Origin of the sequence: Rhodanobacter lindaniclasticus, assembly GCF_004799035.1 — a bacterium.
In the GTDB taxonomy this organism is placed as follows: Bacteria; Pseudomonadota; Gammaproteobacteria; order Xanthomonadales; family Rhodanobacteraceae; genus Rhodanobacter; species Rhodanobacter lindaniclasticus.
The window spans coordinates 24,411-46,578 of record NZ_MWIO01000030.1; the positions used below are offsets into that span (position 1 = coordinate 24,411).

The following is a 22,168-nucleotide window of genomic DNA, read 5'->3' on the forward strand; positions in this document are numbered from 1 at the left end:
TCCTGCCGCCGGTCCCGATGGCCGGGGTCGCTTACTTCGCACCGCCGTTCGAGGCGCCCTGGGCCGGCAGCGGTTCGAGATTGAAGCTGATCGTGGTGAGCTTGGCGTCCAGGCCCTGCACGACGTCACTGGTCAGGTCGTTGGTGGTGTTGCCGCCCAGCACCGCGTCGCGGTTGAGCAGCAAGCCGCAACGGTGCTTGGTGTAGCTGGCGGCGACCACCGGCTGCGCCTCCTGGCCGATCCGCTGCATCACCTTGGCGCGGGTGAGCTGGATGCGCTCGTTCTGCTCGCTGGCCTGCGACTGGAAGGTCTGCATGCGCTGCTGCAAGGCCGCACCCTGCTGCTTGCGCTGATCCTCGGTGAGCGTGGAGGCCTTCTGCTGGAAGCTCTGGATATCCGTATCCAGCGGCTTGCGCTGGTTCGACAGCGTGTTGCGTGCCTGCTCGGCCAACTGGCCCAGCCGCTCACTGGCGGCCTTGCCGACCTTGGACTGGGCGAACACCGCTTCACGCGAGAGCATGCACACGCCGGCCACCGGGCTGCCACCCAGCTCGCCGGCGGCCGGCGCGCTCTGGGCGTGCGCGCTCTGGGCGGGAACGACGGACAAACCGGTGGCGAGGGCGAGCGCGGCAGCGAGCGTGAGACGAGGCAGGTTCATGGTGGCGGTTCCGGATGAATTGAGGTCACGAGTTCAGCCGACCACATGCCGGCTGCGTGGTTCCCCAGCATAGCCGATCGCACCGCGATCACGGTTCAGCGACTGTTCGGGAGCGTGCGCGGCGATTGGCCTCGCGCACCGCCTGCACGAAGCCGCCGAACGGAATGTCGGTGATGCCGACCAGGCCGATGTGGCTGTTCTCGCCGTCGAGCAGGCGGCCGGTGAGCGGCTGGTCGGCGTACTCGAACCAGTGTGCGCCGACCACCCACGGGTTCGCCGTGGCAGCGGCGAGATAGCGCGCGTAGGCCACGCCGCGTGCGGCCTCGTCGGCCACCGGTACCACGCCCGCACCGAACGGGCCGCGGTCGTTCGAGCCGAAATGGAACTCGCTGAGCAGCACCGGGCGATCCAGCGTCCGCATCAGCGCCATGTCGACGTGATGCTGCGGCAGGTCGGCATAGGCGTTGAAGCTGACCACGTCGCAATAATGGGCGCAGGCGGCGACCGCCTCGGGCGTGTACACCGCGAAACGTCCGCCCAGGAACAGGTGATGCGGATCGTGACGACGGATCGCCGCGGCCACGGTGCGGAAATAGGTGTCGGCGTAGCGGCGCAGCCAGTGGCCGTAGTCGCGGGCGAGCGCGGGATGCGCCTCGTTCGGCGCGGGTGCCGCGTAGCCGGTGGCCTGCAGCGCATCCCATGAGCGCAGCGCGATGCCCCAGGCTTCGCCCAGCGCGTGCGGCGTGGCGTACTGCTGGCGCAGCATCGCGATGAAGGCCCGCTTGGACGGGCTGTGCGCGTCGCCGGCGAGCGTGCCCAAGGCCAGTCCCCAGCGTCCCTGCGGCCCCTCGCCGGCCCAGGCCAGTTCGTTGTCGGCGAAGTAGCCGAGCAGCCACGGATCGTCGGCCACACCCACGCTGGCCTTCGCCACCGCCGCCTCGGTGGCGGCGGCGAAGCGAGGGTCGAACGGATCGGGCATGCGGCCCCAGTAGTCGTAGCCGCTGGCGACGCTGGCATAGTCGCCGGCGATGTTGATCGAGCGCGTGTACGGCAGACGATGCGCGGCGCCCAGCGTGACATCGCTCCAGTTGCCGATGGTGTTGAAGCCCCAGGCCTGCAACCGATCCAGCGCGCGTTTGCGCCAGACGGCCAGCCAGTCGCTGCCGTCGATCCGATGGAGATTGGCTGCGTAGAAATCGAACCAGCGGCCGTGGTTGTACGCGATGCCCTGGCTGGCGCCCTCGCCCGGGCGCCGGCTGTCGCTGCGTCCGTAAAAGGCCGCCCATGCGCCGCGATCGGGCGGCAGGCTGGCGAACATGAACTCGCGGCCCTCCACGTAGCTGCGCCCGCCATCGGCGTTGACCGCATTGACGCCCAGCGAGAAGAACGCATGGCCATCGGGCGTCACCAGCCACCAGCGGCTGCCCTGCTTTTGCGCGTGGAACCAGCCGGTGCGATCCAGCGCGGGGCCCGCCTGGCCACCGTAGGCATCGGCGGCCGGGGCCACGCTTCCCGCATCGACCCGCACCGCCGCCCGCAACGCGGCATCGGAGTCGATCTTCTGCGGCCACTGCGCGCGCGTGGATTGGCCGTAGCGATCGACGATGCCTGCATACGCCGCATGCAGGCCGATCTCGCCCGACAGCGTGCCGATGCCGCCGAGCAGCAGCGTCTGTGCCGCTTGCGGCGAGGGGATGCCGAGGCAGATGGCGTACACGTGACGCCGGTCCAGCGCGCCGCGCACGGTGGTCGCCAGCAGTATCCGGTGGCCGCCCTCGTCGAACGGCAGCGACGGGCCAACCTGCATGCCCTGCGCGCGCGGCGAGCTGGCGCGCAGCGGCACCACCAGCGTCTGCGCCGGCCCCGGCGGCAAGCCCACGCGTGCCTGCAGGCGCTGGCCGGCGCTGTCGATCTCCACATCGAACGTGACCGCCCACGGCATCGCGTTCTGCACGCGCAAGTGCAGCTCGCCCTGATCCGACCAGTCCCATGTCCCGCTGCGCGGCACGAGCACGATCGACGGCCGCGCTGCCGGCGCGAAGGTGTAGCGGCGCTGCGCCACGCCGTCGGCGGCGTACTCGACGCCGCCCACCCGTCGCACCTGTTCCAGCCGGATGGTGCCGACCACCTCGCGGCGCGCCGCATCCGCGCCCTCGGCATGGCCGGCGCCCAGCAAGGCCAGACCGAAGCAGGCAATCCACACACGCACGTTCATCGGCGTCCCCGCCGGCAGCAGCTCGCCGCCAGCCTACGCCAGCGGATGCCGGCGCACCCAGCGCTGCCAGCCGTAGTACACCGGCACGCCCAGCGCGATGATCACCAGGCTCATGCCGGCGTCGCGCGGGGCGTGGATCGCGCTGGCCACGATCACGCCGAACACGGTGACGACGAAGATCAGCGGCAGCAGCGGATAGAACGGCACCCGGTACGGCGCCGGCTCGTCGATGAAATGCTTGCGGTACCAGAACAGCGTGCCGATGCCGAACACGTGGCCCAGCCACTCGCCGACCGTGGTGTAGTTGAGCAACTGGCCGAAGGTGCCGGACAGTGTCAGCACCACCGCCCATGCCCCGAGCACGGCCAGCGCCACCTGCGGCGCGCGGGTGCGCGGATCGACCCGCCCGGCGGCGCGGAAGAACACCCCGTCGGCGCCCATCGTCTGCAACACGCGCGCGCCGCCGGCCACCGCGATCGCGCAATAGCCGAAGGTGGAACAGGCGATGCCGACCGCGATCACGGTGGCGCCGCGCTCGCCGAACAGGCGGCGCAGCAGGTCCGCCGCCGGCGCGTCACTGGCGGCGAGGCCGGCATGCCCCAGCCCGGCGAGATAGGCGTAGTTGGCCAGCAGATAGCAGATCACCACGCCGGTCATGCCCATGCCCAGCGCGCGCGGCAGCGTGCGCTGGGGATTGCGCACTTCACCGGCGAGGTCGTTGAGGTAGTGGAAGCCGCCGTAGGAAAACAGCACCGGCAACAACGCACCGGCGAACGCCCACGGCGAGGCCGGCGTGGCCGGCTGGCCGATCAGCGCCACGCCCAGATGTTCGTGCGCCAGCACCAGGCCGGTGATCACCAGCAGCACGATCGCCAGCAGCTTGAGCACGGTGAACACGTTCTGCAGCCACGCGCCGGCGCGGATGCCGAACAGGTTGATGCCGACGATGAACACGATCGCGCCCACCGCCACCGGCTTCACGAACGCCGGCCCATCGAGCCCCAGCGCACTGCACAGGTACTCGGCGAACATCGTCGCGACCGCCGCCACGCTGCCCGGGTAGTTGATCAGCGCCATGGTCCAGCCGAACAGGAACGCCGGCATCAGGCCGAACGCCTCGCGCAGGTAGACGTAGATGCCGCCGGCCTGGGGCCGCCGCGCACCCAGCTCGGCGTAGCACAGCACGCCGGCCAGGGTGAGTCCGCCGCCGATCGCCCACAGGATCAGCAGTTCGGCGCCCGATGACGTATGCCGCGCCACCGTCGACGGGGTGAGGAAGATGCCCGCACCGATCACGCCGCCGATGACGATCATCGCGGCGTCCCAGGTGTTCAGGCGGCGGGCATAAGCATTGGCGGGTTCGGTCAGCACGCCGGCTACCTTGCCATTGTCGGGGACGCTTTCACCAGTCCCCTCTGGCACGGGACCGCGCGCAACGCCGCCCAGCGCTGCTAGATTGCACCGATGCCGTTGCCCGATCGCCCCGCCCGACTCGCCCTCGCCACCTGTGCCGCGCGCGCCTGGATCGACCCGGACGACGCGCATCTCGCCGCCACGCTGGCGCAACTCGGCGCACCGCCGACGGTGTGCGTGTGGAACGACGCGCAGGTCGACTGGTCGGCGTTCGACCTGGTGCTGATCCGCACGATCTGGGATTACCACCAGCACCACGCGGCGTTCGGGCAATGGCTGGATCGCCTCGACCGGCTCGGCATCGCCACGGTGAACGACAGCCGCCTGCTGCGCTGGAACAGCGACAAGCGCTACCTGTTCGAACTCGCCCGCCTCGGCGTGGCGACCATCCCGACCCGGCTGGCGCACGGCGGCGAGCTAGCGCGCGTGCTGGCGTCGATGCCCGACGCGTCGGTGGTGGTCAAGCCGACGATCAGCGGCGGCGCGTGGCAGACGCTGCGCGGCGAGGTCGGCGACGCCGCATTCGCGGCGGCCGTGGCGCAGTTGCCGACCGCGATGGAATACCTGGTGCAGCCCTACCTTCCCGAAATCGCCAGCGCCGGCGAATGGTCGCTGCTGTATTTCGGCGGCGAGTACAGCCACGCCGTCATCAAGCGCCCCGCCGCGGGCGACTACCGCGTGCAGGACGAGCACGGCGGACGCAGCGAAGCGGCCACGCCGGATGCCGCCACGCGCGCCGCCGCCGAGCGCGCCCTGGCCGCGGTCGCCGCCGCGGGCCACGACGTGCCGGCGTATGCGCGGGTGGATGGCGTGGTCAGCGGCGGGCGTTTCATGCTGATGGAACTGGAGCTGATCGAACCGTCGCTGTTCCTCGCCGCGCAACCGCGCGCCGCCGAACGCTTCGCACACCTGCTCGCCGACCACCCCGCGCTGCGGCGCGCCGCGCTCGCCTCGCCAGGCCCCTGAAGCCACTCACCGGGAACCCCGCTTCATGACCGCCAACGATCTGCCGACCGAAACCGTGCAAGACGCCGATGCGCTGCCCGGCCACACCACCCCGACCTGGGAGGTCGAGTTGCTGATCTCCGGCGTGGCGGTGTTCGCCATGCTGCAACTGCCCGGCTGGCTGGACGATCGCTTCTTTGCGCTGGTGCCGCGCTTCGAGCAGGGCTGGGTGGCGATGCTGACCACCTTGTTCGTCTATCTGAAGTCGGCTGCGCTGATCCTGGCGATCACCTTCACCCTGCATCTGATCCTGCGTGCCCGCTGGATCGCCCTGGTCGGTCTGCGTTCGGTGTTCCCCGACGGCGTGCGCTGGAAGCACCTGCGCATGGGCCCGGTGCGGCGAGCCCTCGAACAACAGCGCCTGGCGCCGGCCACCGTAGTCATCGAGCGGGCCGACAACCAGGCCACCGTGGTGTTCGCGATGGGCGTGATGCTGGGCTGCCTGATGCTGGTGGTCAGCCTCGTCGTCAGCGTCGCATTCGCCATCACCGGCACGCTGCAGCGGGTGCTCGGCGTGAATCTCGATGTCGTCCTGCCGATCCTCGCCGTGGTCGGCGTGCTCACGCTTCCCTTCCTGGCCGCACACCTGGTCGATCTCCGGTTCGGCAACGCGCTGTCTGCCACCGGCTGGCAGCGGCGCGCGCTGGAGCGGATCTTCCGCGTCTATGCCCGGGTCGGCATCGGTCGCTCCCAATATGTGTGGCTGCTGGTTTCCAGTCGCGTCGGCGAAGTGCGCTCCGTGGTCATGCTCTGGTTGATCGTCATGCCGGTGGCGATCGGCGCGGCGATGACGCTGTTCCCCGCCAAATCACCCTACCGGCTGGGCAACTACGCTGCCTTCCCTTACCTCGCCAACGACAGCCGCGCCATGAACGCCGCGCACTACGACGATCAGCGCGACCTGGCGCACGACCCGGCCGTGCCTTACATCCAGAGCACGGTGATCGACACCCCCTACCTCCAGCTGGTGGTTCCTTATCAGCCCGACCGCGATGGCGCCGCCGTGCAACGACAGTGCGCGGCGGCACTCGACATGACCGAAGCGAAGGTGCGCGCCGAACACACCCTCGACTGCCTGGGCGAGCTGCACGCGGTGACGCTGGACGGCCAGCCGCTGCAAGCGCTGCGCTACCAGACGGGCAGCGATGCGCGCACGCGACGACCGGCGCTGGTGGCGATGATCGACGTGCGCGCGCTGGCGCCGGGACGGCACGAACTGCGCGTGATGCGGGCACCGGCTGCCGCAAGCCGCGACAAGTCGCGGGACGCCATCAACGAGTACGTCATCCCGTTCTGGCGCTGAAGGCCGCATCCACGCTGCGTACAATGAGCGGGTTCCTCCGCCACGCCAGGCCGCGATCCCCAGAATGTCCGCCCCGCGGAAAATCCTGCACATCGACATGGATGCGTTCTACGCCTCGGTGGAGCAGCGCGACGATCCCTCGTTGCGCGGCAAGCCGGTGGCGGTGGCTTGGCGCGGCGCGCGTTCGGTGGTGTGCGCGGCCAGCTACGAGGCGCGCGTGTTCGGCGTGCGCTCGGCGATGCCGGCGGTCAGCGCCGAACGCCTGTGCCCGCAGCTGGTGTTCGTGCCGCCGGATTTCGTGCGCTACAAGGCGGTGTCGCGACAGATCCGCGAGATCTTCGCCCGCCACACCGACCTGATCGAGCCGCTGTCGCTGGACGAGGCCTACCTCGACGTCACCACCACCAAGACCGCCCTGCCTTCGGCCACCGCCACCGCCGAGGCGATCCGCGCGGCGATCCGCGCAGAGACCGCACTGACCGCCTCCGCCGGCGTGGCGCCGAACAAGTTCCTGGCCAAGATCGCCTCGGACTGGAACAAGCCCGATGGCCTGTGCGTGATCCGCCCACGCCAGATCCTGGACTTCCTCACGCCGCTGCCGGTGGGCCGCCTGCCCGGCGTGGGCAAGGTGATGGAGGGCAAGCTCGCCGCCCTGGGCATCGCCACCGTGGGCGAGCTGCGCGAACGCGCCGCCGCCGAGCTGGAACAGCGCTTCGGCCGCTGGGGCCGGCGCCTGCATGAGCTGGCCCACGGCATCGACGAGCATCCGGTGCAACCGGAGCGCCCGACCCTGCAGATCTCGGCCGAGGACACCTTCGAGCACGACTTGCCGCTGGACGAGCTGGAGCCGCACATCCGCCGCCTGGCCGACAAGGCGTGGAGCGGCTACCAGCGCGAACGCGAACGCGTCGCCCGCACCGTGGTGCTGAAGCTGAAAACGGCCGACTTCCACACGCTCACCCGCAGCCTCACGCCGCCGCAGCGACCGCGCTCGGCCCACGAGCTGGGCGAGATCGCCTGCACCTTGCGCGAGCGCGTGGAACGCCCGGCGACCACGCGCTACCGCCTGGTCGGCGTGGGGCTCGCCGGTTTCGTCGACCGCGACAGTTACCAGGCCCAGACGGACCTGTTCGACACCGCCACGTCCTGAGCCGCGGCACGGGAATCGCAGGCTTCGACTACGAGAACGTGATGCTGGCGATCGCGCCGTTGGTGTCGGTGCGCGGGCGCATCGCCACGTCCCAGCCGTACAGTTCGCACAGGCGGCGCACGATCGCCAGACCCAGGCCCGCGCCGCTGCCGCCGGCGCCCTCGCCGCGCACGCCGCGCTGGAACAGGCGCTCGGCTTCCTCCGGCTTGATCCCGGGGCCGGTGTCGATCACCTCGACGCCGCCGTCGCCGACCACCACCTGCACGCTGCCCTCGAGCGTGTACTTGATCGCATTGCCGATCAGGTTGGTCAGCGCCACCGCCAGCACCGAGGCCGGCGCGTTGACGCTGACCGCACTGCGCACTTCCAGTTCGATCGTCAGCGGCTTGCCGCGCATCTGCGGGCGCTGACTCTCGATCACGTCGGTGGCGACCTTGCCCACCTCGGTGGTCTCGCCGCGCGTGGGCCCGCGTCGCTCGGCGCGCGACAGCAACAGCAGCGCCTCGATCAGCTCGGTGGCCTGGCGCGAGGCGCGCTCGATGCGCTTGAGTCGCTCGGCCAGCTTGGGCGTGAGGTCGGGCGAACCCTGCAGCAGCTCGGTGGTGCTGGCAATCACCGCCAGCGGCGTGCGCAATTCGTGGCTGACGTCGGAGTTGAACTCGCGGTCGCGCTCGACCATCGCGGTGAGCCGCGCCGAATATTCGTCCAGCGCATGCGCCAGCTCGCCCACCTCGTCGTCGGCGAAATGCGGCGCCAGCGGCTCCGCCTTGCCTGCGCGGCGGAAGTCGCGCAGGCGGTTGGCCAGTTCGCTGACCGGCTTCAGCACCTTGCGCGAAAGCCATACGCCGATCGCCAGCGAGAGCACGCTGAACAGGAACACCACGAGCACCAGCGCGGTGATCAGTTGGCGCTTGCCCAGCTCTTCGCGACTCACGTCATAGCGCACGAAACCGATGATGCCGTCCTTGCGCCGCACCGCCAGCTTGTAGTGGCGCGGGCGACCCTGCTCGTCCACGTCGTTCATGTCGTAGACGCCGGTGGACAGGGTTTGCCAATCCAGCGGCGCCTTGTAGATGGTGCGATCGCTCCACATCCAGGCATCGATCAGCTCCGAGCTGGCGGGCTGGTCGGGGTGGGCGATCACCTTGTCGACCGCCTGGTCCACGTCGTGTTGCAGCGCCGACACCACCAGCTGATCCTCCACCTTGGCGCGCACGTACAGCGAGGCCACGGCAAACAACGCGCTGAGGCCGAAGCCGAACAGCGCGAAGGAGACGATCAGGCGGTAACGAAGCTTACGCCTGGACTGCATCCGGCTCGACCATGCGGTAGCCAATGCCGTGCCGCGTGTGGATCAGCGGCTTGCCGAACGGCTTGTCGATCGCCGCGCGCAGGCCGTGGATGTGCACGCGCAGCGAATCGGAATCGGGCAGCTCCTCGCCCCACACGCGCTGCTCCAGGTCCTGCCGGGTCACCACCGAGGGGCTGGCCTCCATCAGCGCCTGCAGCAGCTTCAGGCCGATCGGGTTGAGCTGGATCGACTTGCCCTCGCGATTCACGGTGAGCGTGTCGAGGTTGAAGGTGAGGTCGGCGACCTTCAGCACGCGGCTCTGCGGGCCCTTGCCGCGGCGCGAGAGCACCTCCAGTCGCGCGGCCAGTTCCTGCAGCGCGAACGGCTTGGTCATGTAATCGTCGGCGCCGGATTCGAAGCCGGTCAGCTTCTGCTCCAGCGCATCGCGCGCGGTGAGCATGAGAATCGGCGTCTGCTTGTGCGCCTCGTGGCGCAGCTTGCGCGCCACTTCCAGGCCGTCCATGCCGGGCAGGGTGAGGTCCAGCACGATCACGTCGAAATCGTGCACCACCGCCAGGTGCAGCCCGGTCACGCCGTCGCCGGCGAAATCGACCACGTTGCCGCGGTCTTCCAGGTAATCGCCGATGTTGGTGGCGATGTCGCTGTTGTCTTCGATTACCAGTACGCGCATGTGCCACTCCTGCACAACCGGCGCCGGGCCGGTGGGGATTGCCAGCTTAACAAGCTTGCGTGAACGCGGCGCGCTGAGAGGTAGTGATTTTCCAACCTCTCAGCCCGGCCATGGCGAGGGCATGGATGCCCGAGTTGAGGCAACGCAGGAGCAGTTGCCCGATGCCCGGACGCGGACGGGCACACCGTGCCTGATTCGCGTGAGCAAGTCCGGGCGTGTACCGGACTTGCGATGGAAGAAAACCACAGGAAGTGGCTTTCTTCCCGGGTTCTCCAAGAAAAAGGCCCAGATGCACGACTCGGCGTCGCCCACCTGGGCCCAAACAACTGCCCCGCTACCATCACCTGCCGTCCGTCACGGGCTCACCCGCCGACAGACAACGCGGACCTTATAGCGGCTCGCAGGTTAGATGCCGGTTAACCGCCGCGTCGGGTCACATGCCGTTCGAGATGGCCCACGATCGCGCCGGCCACGTCGACGCCGGAGGCGGCCTCGATGCCTTCCAGGCCGGGCGAGGCGTTGACCTCCAGCAGCAGCGGGCCGCGCTTGGAGCGCAGCAGGTCGACGCCGGCGATGCCCAGGCCCAGCGCGGCGGCCGCCTTGACCGCGAGGCGCTTCTCCCCGGCGCTCAGGTTCGCCGCCACCGCGCTGCCGCCGCGGTGCAGGTTGGCGCGAAAATCGCCCGGGCTGGCCTCGCGCTGCATCGCGGCGACCACCTTCCGGCCGACCACGAAGCAGCGGATGTCGCTGCCGTTCGCCTCGCCGATGAACTCCTGCACCAGGAAGTTCGCGTACAGCCCGCGGAACGCCTCGATCACGCTCTGCGAGCCGCTGCGCTTCTCCGCCAGCACCACGCCGGTGCCCTGGCTGCCCTCGTTGAGCTTGATCACGTGCGGCGGCTCGCCGAGCAGGGCCAGCACGTCGGCGCTGTCGTCCGGGTTGTCGCCGAACACGGTGACCGGCATGTCGATGCCCTGCGCGGCGAGGATCTGCAGGCAGCGCAGCTTGTCGCGCGCACGCAGCACCGCGTCGGACGGGTTGGGCGTGTACACGCCCATCATCTCCAGCTGGCGCAGCACCGCGGTGCCGTAGAACGTGGTGGAGGTGCCGATGCGCGGGATCACCGCGTCGATGTCGCGCAGCGGCTTGCCGTTGTAGCGGATCGCCACCGCGCCGGGCGCGATGCGCACGTAGCAGCGCAGCGGATCGAGCACTCGCACCACGTGGCCGCGCTCGCGGGCCGCCTCGACCAGCCGCTTGGTCGAATACAGGCGGGTATTGCGCGACAGGATGGCGATCTTCATGCAGGGCTCGCGACGCCCGTGGCGGCGGTCGGCCACGGCGAGGATTGGGTATAGGAAAGCGAGGGATCGACGACGAAACGCCCGGCCAGCGCGGTGCGCCCGAGCAACAACGGAAACAGCATATGGCGGCGATCGGTGAGGTTGATGTCAATGCTGAAGCGCTCACCCGCCAGCTCCACCTCGCTGCGGATGAACCAGCGCTCGGAGCGGCGCCCGCCAGTGTCGGTGACCATGCGCCGGTCCAGCGCGCGGGCCTCGGCGTGCACCACCGGCGTACGTCGCCCGGGATGCAGCGAGAAGCGCAGCCACACCTCGCCGTCGCGCCGGAAGGTTTCCAGTGTGTCGACATGCAACGAGCTGCTGCGCGCCCCGGTATCGAGCTTGGCCTTGAGCCGCGCGATGCCCAGCGCCGGCAGGGCGAGCCGCTCGCGCCAACCCAGGATCATCAGCCGTGCACCGATCGGATCCGCCATGGTTCGAGACAGTTCGCAAATCGCGGGATCGGGGAGTGGAGCGGGTGAAGGGAACAGCACCCGGTCGCTAACTCGTTTATTACGAACGTTTTTTCCGATCCAAGCGTCACGGAATGGACTCGACTGTGGACTCAAGTCTTCGGCCTGGTCAACGCAGGCCGTTGCGGGTGATCCAAAGCGAGCCAAGCACATCCATCAACAGCCAGAGCATCGGATTTCATACCGAAGTCTATCTGTCCACTGGCACATCACGCCACAGGCCGCTACGGACAGGTGAGCTGCGTCCTCAAAGGATTGACTCATCATCGACAGGCCCGGTCCCGCCCGCCTTTCGCCCGCTCGATGAACCGCTTCATGGGCTCCGAGGGTTCGCCCCGGCGGCGCAGCAGGTAGGTAGAGAGCACCGGTGGGCTGCCGGCCAAGGGACGAATGGAGATGTCCGGGCGCTGTAGCGTCTGCACCTGCGAGGCGATGGCGAAGCCGATGCCGTAGCCGGCACCGACCAGGGTCAGCATCACGCCCAGGCTGGTCACTTCATCGACCAGCTTGAGCGGCGTGCCTGCGTCCTGCAGCAGCGCTTGAATCTGATGGCGGCAGCCCGATCCCGATTCGGGATGGCACAGAACCAGCGGGAACTTCAGGGCTTCGGCCAGCGGCACCTGCACGTGTGCCAGCAAGGGATGGCGTGTGGGCACGATCACCGACAGCGGATCGGTCCACACCGGCTCGGCGACGAGGCCATCATGCACCGCGTTTGACAACGCAAAGCCGATGTCCAGCAGATCGTTGTGCAGCATCTTGAGCTGCTGCGCGAACGGCAGCTCGAAGACGCGAATCTCCAGCTCGGGCTCATCCTCGCGGCTGCGTGCCAGCAAGGTGGCGATACGGGGCTGCGCCAGGCTGTCGCAGATTGCGATGCGCAGATGGCCCTGGTAGCCCTGTGCCGCCGCCTTGGCGCTCTTGACTGCCTGCTCCACGGTGGCCTGCACACGCCGGCATTCGACGAGGAACACCTGGCCGGCCCAGGTCAGCCGCGTCAGGCGTGTGCTCCGGTCGAACAACTGCACGCCAAGCTGGCTCTCCAGGTTGCGCATCGCACGCGAAAGCGGTGACTGCTCGATGTTCAGCCGCTCGGCGGCGCGGCCGAAGTGCAATTCCTCGGCCACCGCCACGAAGTAACGCAATAGTCTCAGCTCCATGGCGGCCTCTCTGTTCCTGTTGTTGTCGGCCGGTCGACGCGTTCCAGTGATCCATCTCTACATTGCGCTCATTAAGTGAATTGATGGAAATCAGGCTCCCCACCCTCAGACGACAAGAGCCAGTGGCCAAGCACGGCCTGCAGCTCCGTTGGCTCCACCGGTTTGCGCAGCACGAGATAGCCTTGCTCTTCCGCCTCCGCCAATTCCGGGGAATCCAGTTCGCCGCTGATCATGGCCCCGCTCGCATCGGGCAGGCGTTCAAGCAATTCGCACAACAGCTCGAAACCGCTCTCGCCCGAGCGCAGCCGCTGGTCGCAGAACACGACATCCGGTTTGAAGCCGGATTCGAGGAGGCGCAAAGCCTGCCCGCCCGATTCGGCGCAGGCGACCTGCAGACCCCAGGATTGCATCAAGGTTTGCCAGGCGCTGCGCACCAAAGGATCGTCATCGACCACGAGGCAAGCGCCCGACCAATGCGGCACCGCCTGGGGCAAGGTCGAGGCGGTCAGCCCAGCGAGGGCGGGATGCCCCACTTTCTTCGCCGCATCGAGACGAATCCAGAAACACGAACCCTTGCCCTCGCGGGAGCGGAATCCGTGCTTCGCGCCCATCATGGCGCAGCAGCGGGCGACGACGGCCAGCCCCAGCCCGTGGCCGGCACTGTCGATATCCCAGGCGTGCTCGTTGCGGAAAAAGGGCGAAAAGATGTCGGCACCGTCGCGCGTGGCGATTCCGATACCGGTATCCCAGACTTCGCATCGCCAGCCGCCGCCCCGTCGACGAACGGCCAGCAGGATGCCTCCTTGGCGCGTGTAGCGCAGGGCGTTGTGCAGCAGGTTGCTCAGCGACTGGCGCAGCAGCGTCCCATCGGCGACGGCCATCGCCCCCTCCGCCGGCAGATGCACGCGCAATTCCAGGCCGCGATTGCGCGCCTCCTCGCGAAAGATGGTCGCGACGTTGGCGATCACCGCGGCCAGATCGACGGCTTCGGTCTTGATCTGCACCCGGCCGCTCTCGATCCGGGACAGGTCGAGCAGGGCGTTGAACATCTGCGTGGCCGAACGCACGCTTTCCCGCAGGTCCGCCAGGGCGGCGTCGAGCGCCGGGTCGCGATTGCTTCGCGAAATCGATTCGACCAGGAAGCCCATGGCATGCACCGGCTGGCGCAGGTCGTGGCTGGCCGTGGTCAGGAACAGGTTCTTGTTATACAGCGCCTTTTCCGCCTCTTCCTTGGCCCGGCGGAAGTTCTCGGCCAGTCGCGCGCCTTCTTCCTTCAGCGCGATGTTTTGCACGAAGAAGCGATGCGAGATCGCCGAATGCTTGAGCATCGTGCGGATATAGATCAGGGTCAGCGGCATCACGTAATACCAGTAACCCGGAAAGCTGTATGGCACCAGCAGCGTCACGCTTCCCCAGCCGGTCAGGAAAAAGCAGCGGAACACCGACAGCACCGGCGATGAATGCACGGAATTGCCAGCGACGATGGCCGCGATCGTCACCAGATAGAGCAGTTGAAATTCGAACGTGGCGTGGTGGGCCGTCAGTAACGGCGGAACGGCCATGCTGCTGCCGTAAACCAGCGCCATGCCGTGAATCCGCGGCGACCAGCGGCGCAGGATCGCCGCGGGCTCGCCTTCGGCGCGCTCGCGGTGGTAGCGCCGATACTGCCAGCGAACCACCAGCAGCCCGACGAAATACCAGGCCGCCCACAACACAAGCCCGAGTGGGTTCTGACCGAGGTGGATATACCAGGCGATGAAGGGCAGGCTGACAACGACCATCGCCCCGAAGCCGTAGTTGATCCGGGCGAAAGCCACGTCAAACAGCCCCACCCGGCCGGCCGTGCTGATGTCGGCGTAGCCGAGCTCCTTGCCTGCTTCGGCCGGCCGCTCCTCGACCCGCTCAGACATCGATCCGCTTTCCCCGCAGCCGCGTGATCAACTCGACGCGACTGCGTGCTCCCAGCCGTTCCAGGATACCGCTCACATGCTCCTTGACGGTTTGTTCGGTCAGCGAGAGCTGTTGCGCAACCCGCTTGTTGGGCAGGCCCTTGAGCATCAGGGCGAGGACCTCCCCCTGGCGTGGCGTCAGGCCCAACTCGGCGGGGCTCAACGGCAGACTGCGCGCTTCGTCGGTCGCCTGGGCGACAACCGAAGTGTCGTCGAACCATGCATCGCCGCGCAGTACCGCAGCGACGGCCAGCACAAAAACTGCGGGGTCGGCGTGCTTCAGCACAAAACCATCGACGGCCAACCGGCGTACCTTGTCACGGATCACAGGATCGCCGTCCCCGCTGATCACCAGCAGTCGAGTTGCTGGATACTCGTCCCGAAACCGTGCCAGCATCGGCAACGCCGTACCCTCCGGCAGCCAGAAATCGATCATAGCCAGTGTCGGCGCTCCGAATTGCCCGATGTGCGCCCAGAGGTCGTCAGCCCGGCAAATCGCATCAGTGCGCGCAAACCCGCCATGCGTGCGCAGAAAGTCCGCGATGCCGCGCGCGACCAGTGGATGGTCATCCACAACCACGGCGGAATGTTCACTGGGCGGCATCATCGCAATGGTCAGAATCGTAAATGCCTTTTGTCATCGAAGGACTTACCAGCCAAACACTGCTTCAGTTCATCGCGTGCCTTGAGTCCGTCGTGCCACTCAATGTCGGCAATCGACTTGCCCTCGTAGACGACCTCAAAACGCCAGGTGTCTTCCATGCCGCCCATCAGCGCCTCGATGCTCGGCACGGCGAAGACGATCAGCGGCGGCGCGGTAGGGCTCACTTCCATGTAGATCGCATTTAGCGTCACCGGGGCCACATCGCCTTGTTTCAAGGTGACCTTGACCGGCTGCCGGCTCTTCAATTTCGGGAAGGCGTGGTCCTTGCCCAGTGGCGAGAACCCGAGCAGCGCGCCTCGATAATTCCCCCCGGGGCCGAACAGGGTGACCGCCATGCCGTCGGAAAAGCCGTCCTTGCGCTCGCCTTTGGCGCGCTTGGCGAGTTTGGCGCGCAGGAACGTCGCCGCGCAGTACTCGCCCGGCTTGGCTTTCGAGTTGACCTGCATGAATTCCCACCACCCGGCGATGATCTTCTCGCGGTATCGGATCGCCTCTTCCTTGTTGGAAGTCATGATGTTCGCAGCATTGATTTCCTTCACGTTGGTCTCCATCACGGAGCCCAACACATCGAAAGATTCCCCCTGGACTTCAGTCTTGGCGTGGCAGGGGACGGTCGCAACCATGAGCGTGGTGGCCAAAATCACTGTTTTCATCATTTTCCAGTTGCCTTTCATTGTTCGAAACCGCAGTGACAAGCAAGGATGGTCACTGCATCCGGTACCGCATGGTGTTGGGTTGTATCAGCGCTTGGGCCTGATGGCGTCGTTGCAAACGAGCCGGATTTCGCGCGACCCCGTTCCCTCGTAGTCTCCACGGACGACGATATCGTCCACCCGCCATTCGCCACTGGCGTCGGGCCGCACGCTGAATTCGGCGAAGCATTCGGCATAACCGCCTGGGTCCCCGCCGATGACGCCCTGCGCACCGTAAACCGTGACACCCTGCTGTTCCCACCAGGCGCTGTAGCGCAGGAAGCGCGCGTCGGCGGTCTGGTTGAAATCATCGGGGTTGCCCATGATGTCGACGACTTTCTGTTCGGGCTGGCCGATAAAGACCGCCGCCAGTTTGGCCTCGTGCTTGTTCATTTTCGAGCCATCCGGATGTTTGCCGGCGTTCTTGGCGACTTCGAGATCGGCCTTCATTTCCGCATTGGTCTTCTTGATGCTCTCCAGCAGACCGGCTCGAATCGATGCAGTGCCGGACTCCAGTTCCTGCTGTTTCCGCTTGAGCTTTTCGATCGCCGCCTGCCTGTCGGCTTCAGAAAGCGTCTGAGCCCATTTACCGCTCGGGTCGGGACGTTTCTTGGCAAGAACCTTGTCCCACCAGAAGCTATCCCAGGCGAAGTCCAGGAATTCAGACGGCAAAGTTGCGCCGATGAGCAGCATATCTTCCGGCAGACCCAGCTTGCCGATGCGCTTGCCAAAGCCCTCGAAATCGAAGGTGCCGCCCTTGATGGCGGCGTGCAAGGCCTTATCGAATTCGATGTCGTTGCAGGCAATCGTCCCGGCTTTCGAGAGCATCGGCGCGCTGGAGGTTTTCCAGTCGCTGGCAGCCACGGCTTCGGTTTTCAGATCGGAACGCCTTAGCTTGTAACTGCCCGGTCCGATGCGAAAGGTAACGACATTATCAGGCCGGACCTTGTTCTTGTTTTCGGTGATCTTGCGGCTGGCCATGTCCATCGAAAAGGCGTTCGAACACTGGAACTGCAATTTCATATGCACGAACTCAGGCTTGTTTGCGTTCTCATATACGGCCGTAACAGCGATTTCCCTGATTTCTGTCGGGCCCATGACCTGATCTGGCGGCGTCCGATTCAAAATCGTTCTGACATCGGCAAAGTAAGCAACCCGGTCATCGACCTCGCCTTCGTATTGCAGAACCACGCCAAAGGCAAAAGCCTCTCCAGGCAACAGGAGTGCCCCGGCAAAAAGCATCGGCAACCAGCGTGGCGTAATCATGCGGGCAGCCCAACTCTATATTCCATATCGATGCTACTCATGGCTCACTAAACCGATAGATGAAGATCAGCGTGTACGAGACGCGCTACCGGGCCGTACTGCGATCCGGTTCGCGGGCGCCCACCAGCAGAAGCCACAAACAGGTGCCGATCTCGCCGATGGCGGCGGGCAGGCCCGCATAGTTCGAAACCAGCGTCAGGGTGTAGTTCGGAACGAGAAGTTCCCCGAATACGTTGACCATGTAGCCAAGGAAACCCAGCATCAGGAATACGCCAAGGAGCTTCGGCAGGAAGCCGGACTTCACGACCAGGTAGCCTAACGGGAGCAGCCAGAGTCCCCAGAACAGCTTGGTGATGAGCAGGCCCGTGCCGTAAGCACCGAGAGACGCCTTCGCGGCGGCCTGCAAGGGCGCGGGCGCGAGGGCCTGGCCGAAATAGGGATTGGTCAGCAGCGACAGCGCGTCGAGCCGGTTCGCCAGGCTGGCCAGTCCGATCGGCACGCTCACGACCGCGAAGGTCACCATGAGCGCTGCCGCGGAGCGGTCGACATCACGAAAGAGTTGAAAGAGCGCCAGCGGCAACAACAGAAAGGCGACCTGCATGACCATGAAACTGGCAATGCCATAACGGAACAACGGTTCGGACGAAACGATGTTGCGCGCCGTTGCCTGGAAATCGTCCGCGACATTGATCTGCGAAGGGACATAAGCAAGGCTGAACATGCCCGTGACAACCACGACGAGGTACAACAGGCCGGCCAATCTGCTGATCTTGCGATGGGTCATCATGCGACTCTCGTCCGTGTTGATGAAATGCCCGCGAGGAAATGGATCTTGCTGCAATCTGCGATTCGCGCCCGGCGACGGCCGCCTGCAGCGGCGCATCAGGCCGATGGCTCCGGCGTGCGCGGCCAACGCCACGCATATCCGACCACGAGCAAGGTGAGCGCAATCTCGATCGCGGCAAAGAGCATGTAGAAAGCCCAAGCGCCGCCGAGAAGGATCAGCAGCATGATGGCGGCATAGAACAGGCCGGCACCAATGTTGAGCCAGCGGGCGGCCATGGCCGGCAAGACGAGCGAGAGAAAGATCATGAGGCCGGGCACGGCCATCAGGCTCGCCGTGCCGAACAGCATTCCCTGCGTGACGGTCCCCAGCGCCATCTTGCCCTCCAGCATCTCCTGCAGCTTGCCGGGAACATAGAGTTCGAAGTAGTCGCCGTACACGTAGCAGAACATCACGCTCGCCCAGAGAGCGGACAACTTGCTTCGGGTGGGCATTCGCTCGTCAGCCAGAGCATGCGAACGCATTTTCTTTCCCCCATGTCTTCTTTCGAATGATGAGCCATTGTCAAATCTGGTGTTCAGGAAGTTGATCAAGCGGCGGCCCGATCGTCTGTGTTCACCTCGATAGCATCTTTGAATCTGACCCCGGTAGTCACCTTGGCCACGTCACTGAAGCCGTGCTGGCGGCGCCAGTTCTTCTGTGCACATTCTCCCAACTTGAAGATCAGAAATTATGGAGTATCGACTCCATCGAGCGAAACCCTACCGCGGTAGGGTTGAATGATCACAGCAGCTCTGGGACATTCCTCGTGCATATCAACAACTCTGAAAAAGGAACGCACCCATGAAGAAGAGGCTTGCGCTGGCCTCGGCGGCCGCATTCGTTGTCCTGTCCTCTGGCTGCGCCTCGTTTGCGGTCAGCGATGACGCCATCGAGCGAAACACTGCCCAGGCCCTCGGCTTGGCCAAGGGCTCGTTCACCATCGCTGATCGCGTAGATGACGGTGTAAAAGCGAGCTACACGGTCAAGACGAACACCGGCAAGCAATACTCCTGCTACGTCACTGGCTCGGTGTCACAGCTCGGGCGCGCCGTGTCCGATGCGATCTGCTCCGAGGTCGGCAAGGGAGGCAAGCCTGCGGCTGGTAGGTCGTGCAATGCGCTGCTGAAGGCAGCGGGCAAGTGTTGATGGTGCCCAGCGCTTCATAGACCTTCGGCGGCTTAAAGTCCCCTCGATTGCCCGTACTACTCAGGGTTTTGGAATTGTGACGTTCCCCCGGAAACCTGACAGTTCCAAACTACAGGTAGAAGTCTGCACGGCAGAACGCACCTCCTTCGATTGAATCGCGTCGAAGCACTCATGTCTGTCGGGAGCAGGCCCGTCGCCGACACGCGCGGAGCTGGCCGGCGCACACAGCCGGACACTGAATGCTGATGGCCAGTGTTTGCTGCTGCCATGCCAGGGCGGGCGGCCAAGCAATATGACGCAGGCGTTCCTGCGAACCGGGGCCGCGAAGACGATGCTGCGTCCGCAAGGCTGGTAAATCAGCCGGTGTGCCGAGCACATGAACTTACGCCATCTTCGCTGCTTCATCGCCGTGGCTGAGGAATTGCACTTTGGCCGGGCGGCGCGACGGCTGCATGTGGAGCAGTCGCCCCTGTCGCGAACGATCCGCCAACTGGAGGCGGACCTGGGCGTGACGCTGCTGGAGCGCACGCCGCGCGGGGTGCGCCTGACCCCGGCCGGGCAGGTGTTCCTGGAGGAGGCCCGGCGCGTAATGCTGGCCTTTGAGCAAGCCCAGACCAAGGCGCAGGCGGTGGCGGCGGGACACCGAGGCACCCTGCGCATCGCCTTGGCCGGCGGCGTCGGGCGGGCCCGGCTGTCGGCGCTGCTCGCGCTGTGCCGCGAGGAGGCGCCGGAGGTGGGCATCCGGCTGTTCGAGGCGCCGCTGTCGCAGGTGGTGGGCGGGCTGAGCAACGACCTGTACGACGCGGCCTTTGCGATGGCCGACGAGATGGAGGCCGGGGTGGTCGCCAGGCCGGTGTGGCAAGATCCACTGGTGGTGGCCATTCCGGCGCGGCACCCCTTGCTGGCGCACAAGCGGGTACCGCTGGACGAGGTGGTGGGCTACCCGCTGGTGCTGTGCCACCCGCAGGCTTGTCAGGAGTGCAGCCGGCAATGCGAGCGCCTGCTGCGCCTGGTGGAGACACCGCCGGTCGTGGCCGAGTACGTGACGACCCACTCGTTGATGCTGGCCCTGGTGGCGGCCGGCTATGGCGTGGGATTTTCCACCGCGGCCCACGCGGTGGCATGCCGGCAGGCGGACGTGATCGTCCGGCCGCTGGACGAAGATTCGGCGGCGTTGACGACCTACCTGCTACATCCCGAGGGCGCGATGTCGGAGCCGCTGCGCCACTTCATCGACCGTGCTCAGCGTGTCGGCCATATGCCGTTGGATACGCAACGGCTCGCATGAGGCTGCTTCAGGCGGGTTGACCGATTCCATTTTGGTCAAAGCGCCAGACCTGTTTTGCCACAGCGGGATTCCATTGGCGGTGCACGGGCGCGCTGCACTCAGGCGTTGCTCGCGCTTGCCGTTGGCATCCTGCGAGCAACTTCGCATGCCCATCGTGGCGCGTCACAGCGAAGACGCGCGGCGCAACAGTGCTTGCCGTATGCGCATCGGCTCTGGCCTGTTGAGCTGATCGCGCTTTACTGGGCCTCTTTCCCTGCAAAGACTTTGGCCTGGTTATCCGGGTCAAGCATGGTGCCCGCGAATGACGCTGGTGACAGCGTGTTTCGCGGCTTGCGAATTGTGAGTGATGGCGCCATGCGCGGCAAGGCGCGCATCTCGCAACGAAACCGGCGGCATCAACGATGCCACGGTCTTCGCCGCTTCGCCACCTGCTCGTTTCGCCCGGAGATTCCTGGACCGCCACGCACGCCGCCGGTACGGCGGGTGCGCGGCGTGGACTCGGTGCGATGACGAATGGAGGCGCGCGATATGCCGAAGTCGAGCAGCCTGGCCGATGGCGCCAAGACCTACTACCGCCCGATCGAGGCGGCAATCCGCTGGAGCGGATTGCTGCGCTTCGAGCGGCGCATCCTGGCGACCTTGGGACAGCGGCCTCTGCCGGAGGCAATGGAGTTTCCGCGCTGGCCGATGCTGCGGTTGAACGCCGAAAGAATCTTCGATGCGCTGGCTCACGGCGAGATGCCGTATGGCAAGGAGGGCTTGGGGCGGGACACGCAAGGCCTGGCGATGGACGACTCGTCGCTGACGGTGCGGCACGTCGATCTGAAAGCCTGGATGGCGCACTACTACCCCGGCGAGAAACCGGCGTTTCTGTTCGATGAGATCGAGCGTGCGCTTCACCCGGCGATCAGCTTGGACACAGTGGGCGCATTGCTGGTCGAGCGGGAAGCGATCAAGGCGCGGCTGGCGGAACACTTGGGCGTGCATGAGACGCTGCGCGCCGAGCATGAGGCGCTGCTCAGAACGCACGCCGCCTGCGCGGCCGACGCGGAGCGTGCGAACACGCCGGGGCAGCGCAGCGAATCGACCTACCTGAACATCGTTGGCGGGTTACTGACGCTGCTGCTGGGCAAGTCGCCCAGCGGCATGCCGTATTCCAGCTTCCTGACGCAGGAGGCCATCATCAGCGCGATGGTGGCGCACCACGGCAACGCGATGGGCATCACCGAACGCACCCTGCAGGCCAAGTTCGCACTGGCTCGGCGCAATTTGCAGAGCACAACTTCCTGAGCGATGCCAGACCGTATCTGCGGTCGCGAATACCGCATTTGCGGTGTCTTTCTTCAACGCGGCGTTCTTAATTCGAGTCACGCCAATCAGCGCCACTGAGCGTTAAGGAGTGACCCTCATGTCTTCGCAGACCGCCGCCACGGCAGCACCGATCGAACACCGCATCCTGCGCCGCGCCGAGGTCGAAGCCAAGACCGGCTTCAAGCGCGCGCACATCTACAGCCTGATGAAGGAAGGCAAGTTCCCCAAGGCGCTGCGCCTGGGCGTGCGCGCGGTGGGCTGGGACTCGGTGGAGATCGAACAGTGGATCGCTGATCGCCTCAAAGAACGCGCCTGACGCTTCTT

21 protein-coding genes are annotated in these 22,168 nt (G+C 66.2%); 7 read left to right on the top strand and 14 right to left on the bottom strand.

Features of this window, described 5'->3' with window-relative positions:
* Window positions 1–31: 31 nt before the first annotated feature.
* The 3 genes from B1991_RS10770 to B1991_RS10780 form a co-directional block, all read right to left on the bottom strand.
* On the bottom strand, window positions 32–658 hold the full coding sequence (locus B1991_RS10770; RefSeq protein ID WP_136258732.1) for an OmpH/Skp family outer membrane protein: 627 nt from the start codon (window positions 656–658) through the stop codon (window positions 32–34).
* Window positions 659–746: 88 nt separating this feature from the next.
* Window positions 747–2,873, bottom strand: coding sequence for a beta-galactosidase (locus tag B1991_RS10775; RefSeq protein ID WP_136258733.1), 2,127 nt, complete (start codon window positions 2,871–2,873; stop codon window positions 747–749).
* A 33-nt stretch (window positions 2,874–2,906) separates the two neighbouring features.
* Window positions 2,907–4,244 (bottom strand): APC family permease, encoded by a 1,338-nt coding sequence (locus tag B1991_RS10780; protein WP_136258734.1) that lies wholly within the window; start codon window positions 4,242–4,244, stop codon window positions 2,907–2,909.
* 93 nt (window positions 4,245–4,337) lie between these two features.
* Here B1991_RS10780 and B1991_RS10785 point away from each other — a divergent pair, with 93 nt between their 5' ends.
* The 3 genes from B1991_RS10785 (at window position 4,338) to dinB (ending at window position 7,744) form a co-directional block, all read left to right on the top strand.
* Window positions 4,338–5,252 (top strand): ATP-grasp domain-containing protein, encoded by a 915-nt coding sequence (locus tag B1991_RS10785; RefSeq protein WP_136258735.1) that lies wholly within the window; start codon window positions 4,338–4,340, stop codon window positions 5,250–5,252.
* 25 nt (window positions 5,253–5,277) lie between these two features.
* Window positions 5,278–6,594 (top strand): hypothetical protein, encoded by a 1,317-nt coding sequence (locus B1991_RS10790; RefSeq protein ID WP_136258736.1) that lies wholly within the window; start codon window positions 5,278–5,280, stop codon window positions 6,592–6,594.
* Window positions 6,595–6,658: 64 nt separating this feature from the next.
* Entirely contained in the window at window positions 6,659–7,744 is a 1,086-nt protein-coding gene (gene dinB, locus B1991_RS10795; RefSeq protein WP_136258737.1) for a DNA polymerase IV, read from the top strand.
* Between the two features lie 28 nt (window positions 7,745–7,772).
* On the opposite strand, the gene B1991_RS10800 is transcribed toward dinB, so the two are convergent.
* The 11 genes from B1991_RS10800 to B1991_RS10850 all read right to left on the bottom strand — a co-directional run bounded on the left by B1991_RS10800 (window position 7,773) and on the right by B1991_RS10850 (window position 18,650).
* Window positions 7,773–9,056, bottom strand: a complete 1,284-nt coding sequence (locus B1991_RS10800; RefSeq protein WP_136258738.1) for a sensor histidine kinase — start codon at window positions 9,054–9,056, stop codon at window positions 7,773–7,775.
* Entirely contained in the window at window positions 9,040–9,726 is a 687-nt protein-coding gene (locus B1991_RS10805) for a response regulator transcription factor (protein WP_136258739.1), read from the bottom strand. The genes B1991_RS10800 and B1991_RS10805 overlap by 17 nt, the downstream gene beginning before the upstream one ends.
* A 416-nt stretch (window positions 9,727–10,142) precedes the next feature.
* Window positions 10,143–11,030, bottom strand: a complete 888-nt coding sequence (gene rimK, locus B1991_RS10810) for a 30S ribosomal protein S6--L-glutamate ligase (RefSeq protein ID WP_136258740.1) — start codon at window positions 11,028–11,030, stop codon at window positions 10,143–10,145.
* Window positions 11,027–11,503: an ATP-dependent zinc protease family protein gene (locus B1991_RS10815; RefSeq protein WP_136258741.1), complete on the bottom strand. Its 477-nt coding sequence runs from the start codon at window positions 11,501–11,503 to the stop codon at window positions 11,027–11,029. Before B1991_RS10815 ends, rimK begins: the two co-directional genes overlap by 4 nt.
* A 302-nt stretch (window positions 11,504–11,805) precedes the next feature.
* Window positions 11,806–12,702, bottom strand: a complete 897-nt coding sequence (locus tag B1991_RS10820) for a LysR family transcriptional regulator (protein WP_136258742.1) — start codon at window positions 12,700–12,702, stop codon at window positions 11,806–11,808.
* A gap of 71 nt (window positions 12,703–12,773) precedes the next feature.
* Entirely contained in the window at window positions 12,774–14,612 is a 1,839-nt protein-coding gene (locus B1991_RS10825) for an ATP-binding response regulator (protein ID WP_136258743.1), read from the bottom strand.
* Window positions 14,605–15,258, bottom strand: a complete 654-nt coding sequence (locus B1991_RS10830) for a LuxR C-terminal-related transcriptional regulator (protein ID WP_210772119.1) — start codon at window positions 15,256–15,258, stop codon at window positions 14,605–14,607. The genes B1991_RS10825 and B1991_RS10830 overlap by 8 nt, the downstream gene beginning before the upstream one ends.
* Before the next feature lie 8 nt (window positions 15,259–15,266).
* On the bottom strand, window positions 15,267–15,989 hold the full coding sequence (locus B1991_RS10835) for a hypothetical protein (protein WP_136258744.1): 723 nt from the start codon (window positions 15,987–15,989) through the stop codon (window positions 15,267–15,269).
* 66 nt (window positions 15,990–16,055) lie between these two features.
* On the bottom strand, window positions 16,056–17,273 hold the full coding sequence (locus B1991_RS10840; RefSeq protein ID WP_136258745.1) for a hypothetical protein: 1,218 nt from the start codon (window positions 17,271–17,273) through the stop codon (window positions 16,056–16,058).
* A gap of 85 nt (window positions 17,274–17,358) precedes the next feature.
* Complete coding sequence (locus B1991_RS10845; RefSeq protein WP_136258746.1) at window positions 17,359–18,060, bottom strand: DUF4386 domain-containing protein; 702 nt, start codon at window positions 18,058–18,060, stop codon at window positions 17,359–17,361.
* A 95-nt stretch (window positions 18,061–18,155) separates the two neighbouring features.
* The gene (locus B1991_RS10850) at window positions 18,156–18,650 is read right to left on the bottom strand and encodes a DUF6326 family protein (protein WP_246031139.1); all 495 of its coding nucleotides are present in this window, start codon (window positions 18,648–18,650) and stop codon (window positions 18,156–18,158) included.
* A 250-nt stretch (window positions 18,651–18,900) separates the two neighbouring features.
* Here B1991_RS10850 and B1991_RS10855 point away from each other — a divergent pair, with 250 nt between their 5' ends.
* The 4 genes from B1991_RS10855 to B1991_RS10875 all read left to right on the top strand — a co-directional run bounded on the left by B1991_RS10855 (window position 18,901) and on the right by B1991_RS10875 (window position 22,160).
* Window positions 18,901–19,245 carry a hypothetical protein gene (locus B1991_RS10855; RefSeq protein ID WP_210772120.1) on the top strand — a complete coding sequence of 115 codons (345 nt, stop codon included), beginning with the start codon at window positions 18,901–18,903 and terminating at the stop codon, window positions 19,243–19,245.
* A gap of 376 nt (window positions 19,246–19,621) precedes the next feature.
* Window positions 19,622–20,533 (top strand): LysR family transcriptional regulator, encoded by a 912-nt coding sequence (locus B1991_RS10860; protein ID WP_136258747.1) that lies wholly within the window; start codon window positions 19,622–19,624, stop codon window positions 20,531–20,533.
* 528 nt (window positions 20,534–21,061) lie between these two features.
* A complete protein-coding gene (locus tag B1991_RS10870; RefSeq protein ID WP_168709622.1) occupies window positions 21,062–21,823 on the top strand; it encodes an ATP-binding protein in 762 nt (253 codons plus the stop codon).
* Window positions 21,824–21,941: 118 nt separating this feature from the next.
* Window positions 21,942–22,160, top strand: coding sequence for an AlpA family transcriptional regulator (locus B1991_RS10875; RefSeq protein ID WP_136258749.1), 219 nt, complete (start codon window positions 21,942–21,944; stop codon window positions 22,158–22,160).
* Window positions 22,161–22,168 lie beyond the last annotated feature (8 nt).

Coding starts and splice junctions, on each gene's coding strand:
- B1991_RS10770 (WP_136258732.1), bottom strand. CDS start 658: ATGAACCTGCCTCGTCTCACGCTCGCTGCCGCGCTCGCCCTCGCCACC.
- B1991_RS10775 (WP_136258733.1), bottom strand. CDS start 2,873: ATGAACGTGCGTGTGTGGATTGCCTGCTTCGGTCTGGCCTTGCTGGGC.
- B1991_RS10785 (WP_136258735.1), top strand. CDS start 4,338: ATGCCGTTGCCCGATCGCCCCGCCCGACTCGCCCTCGCCACCTGTGCC.
- B1991_RS10790 (WP_136258736.1), top strand. CDS start 5,278: ATGACCGCCAACGATCTGCCGACCGAAACCGTGCAAGACGCCGATGCG.
- dinB (WP_136258737.1), top strand. CDS start 6,659: ATGTCCGCCCCGCGGAAAATCCTGCACATCGACATGGATGCGTTCTAC.
- B1991_RS10800 (WP_136258738.1), bottom strand. CDS start 9,056: ATGCAGTCCAGGCGTAAGCTTCGTTACCGCCTGATCGTCTCCTTCGCG.
- B1991_RS10805 (WP_136258739.1), bottom strand. CDS start 9,726: ATGCGCGTACTGGTAATCGAAGACAACAGCGACATCGCCACCAACATC.
- rimK (WP_136258740.1), bottom strand. CDS start 11,030: ATGAAGATCGCCATCCTGTCGCGCAATACCCGCCTGTATTCGACCAAG.
- B1991_RS10815 (WP_136258741.1), bottom strand. CDS start 11,503: ATGGCGGATCCGATCGGTGCACGGCTGATGATCCTGGGTTGGCGCGAG.
- B1991_RS10820 (WP_136258742.1), bottom strand. CDS start 12,702: ATGGAGCTGAGACTATTGCGTTACTTCGTGGCGGTGGCCGAGGAATTG.
- B1991_RS10825 (WP_136258743.1), bottom strand. CDS start 14,612: ATGTCTGAGCGGGTCGAGGAGCGGCCGGCCGAAGCAGGCAAGGAGCTC.
- B1991_RS10830 (WP_210772119.1), bottom strand. CDS start 15,258: ATGATGCCGCCCAGTGAACATTCCGCCGTGGTTGTGGATGACCATCCA.
- B1991_RS10835 (WP_136258744.1), bottom strand. CDS start 15,989: ATGAAAGGCAACTGGAAAATGATGAAAACAGTGATTTTGGCCACCACG.
- B1991_RS10840 (WP_136258745.1), bottom strand. CDS start 17,273: ATGATTACGCCACGCTGGTTGCCGATGCTTTTTGCCGGGGCACTCCTG.
- B1991_RS10845 (WP_136258746.1), bottom strand. CDS start 18,060: ATGATGACCCATCGCAAGATCAGCAGATTGGCCGGCCTGTTGTACCTC.
- B1991_RS10855 (WP_210772120.1), top strand. CDS start 18,901: ATGAAGAAGAGGCTTGCGCTGGCCTCGGCGGCCGCATTCGTTGTCCTG.
- B1991_RS10860 (WP_136258747.1), top strand. CDS start 19,622: ATGAACTTACGCCATCTTCGCTGCTTCATCGCCGTGGCTGAGGAATTG.
- B1991_RS10870 (WP_168709622.1), top strand. CDS start 21,062: ATGCCGAAGTCGAGCAGCCTGGCCGATGGCGCCAAGACCTACTACCGC.
- B1991_RS10875 (WP_136258749.1), top strand. CDS start 21,942: ATGTCTTCGCAGACCGCCGCCACGGCAGCACCGATCGAACACCGCATC.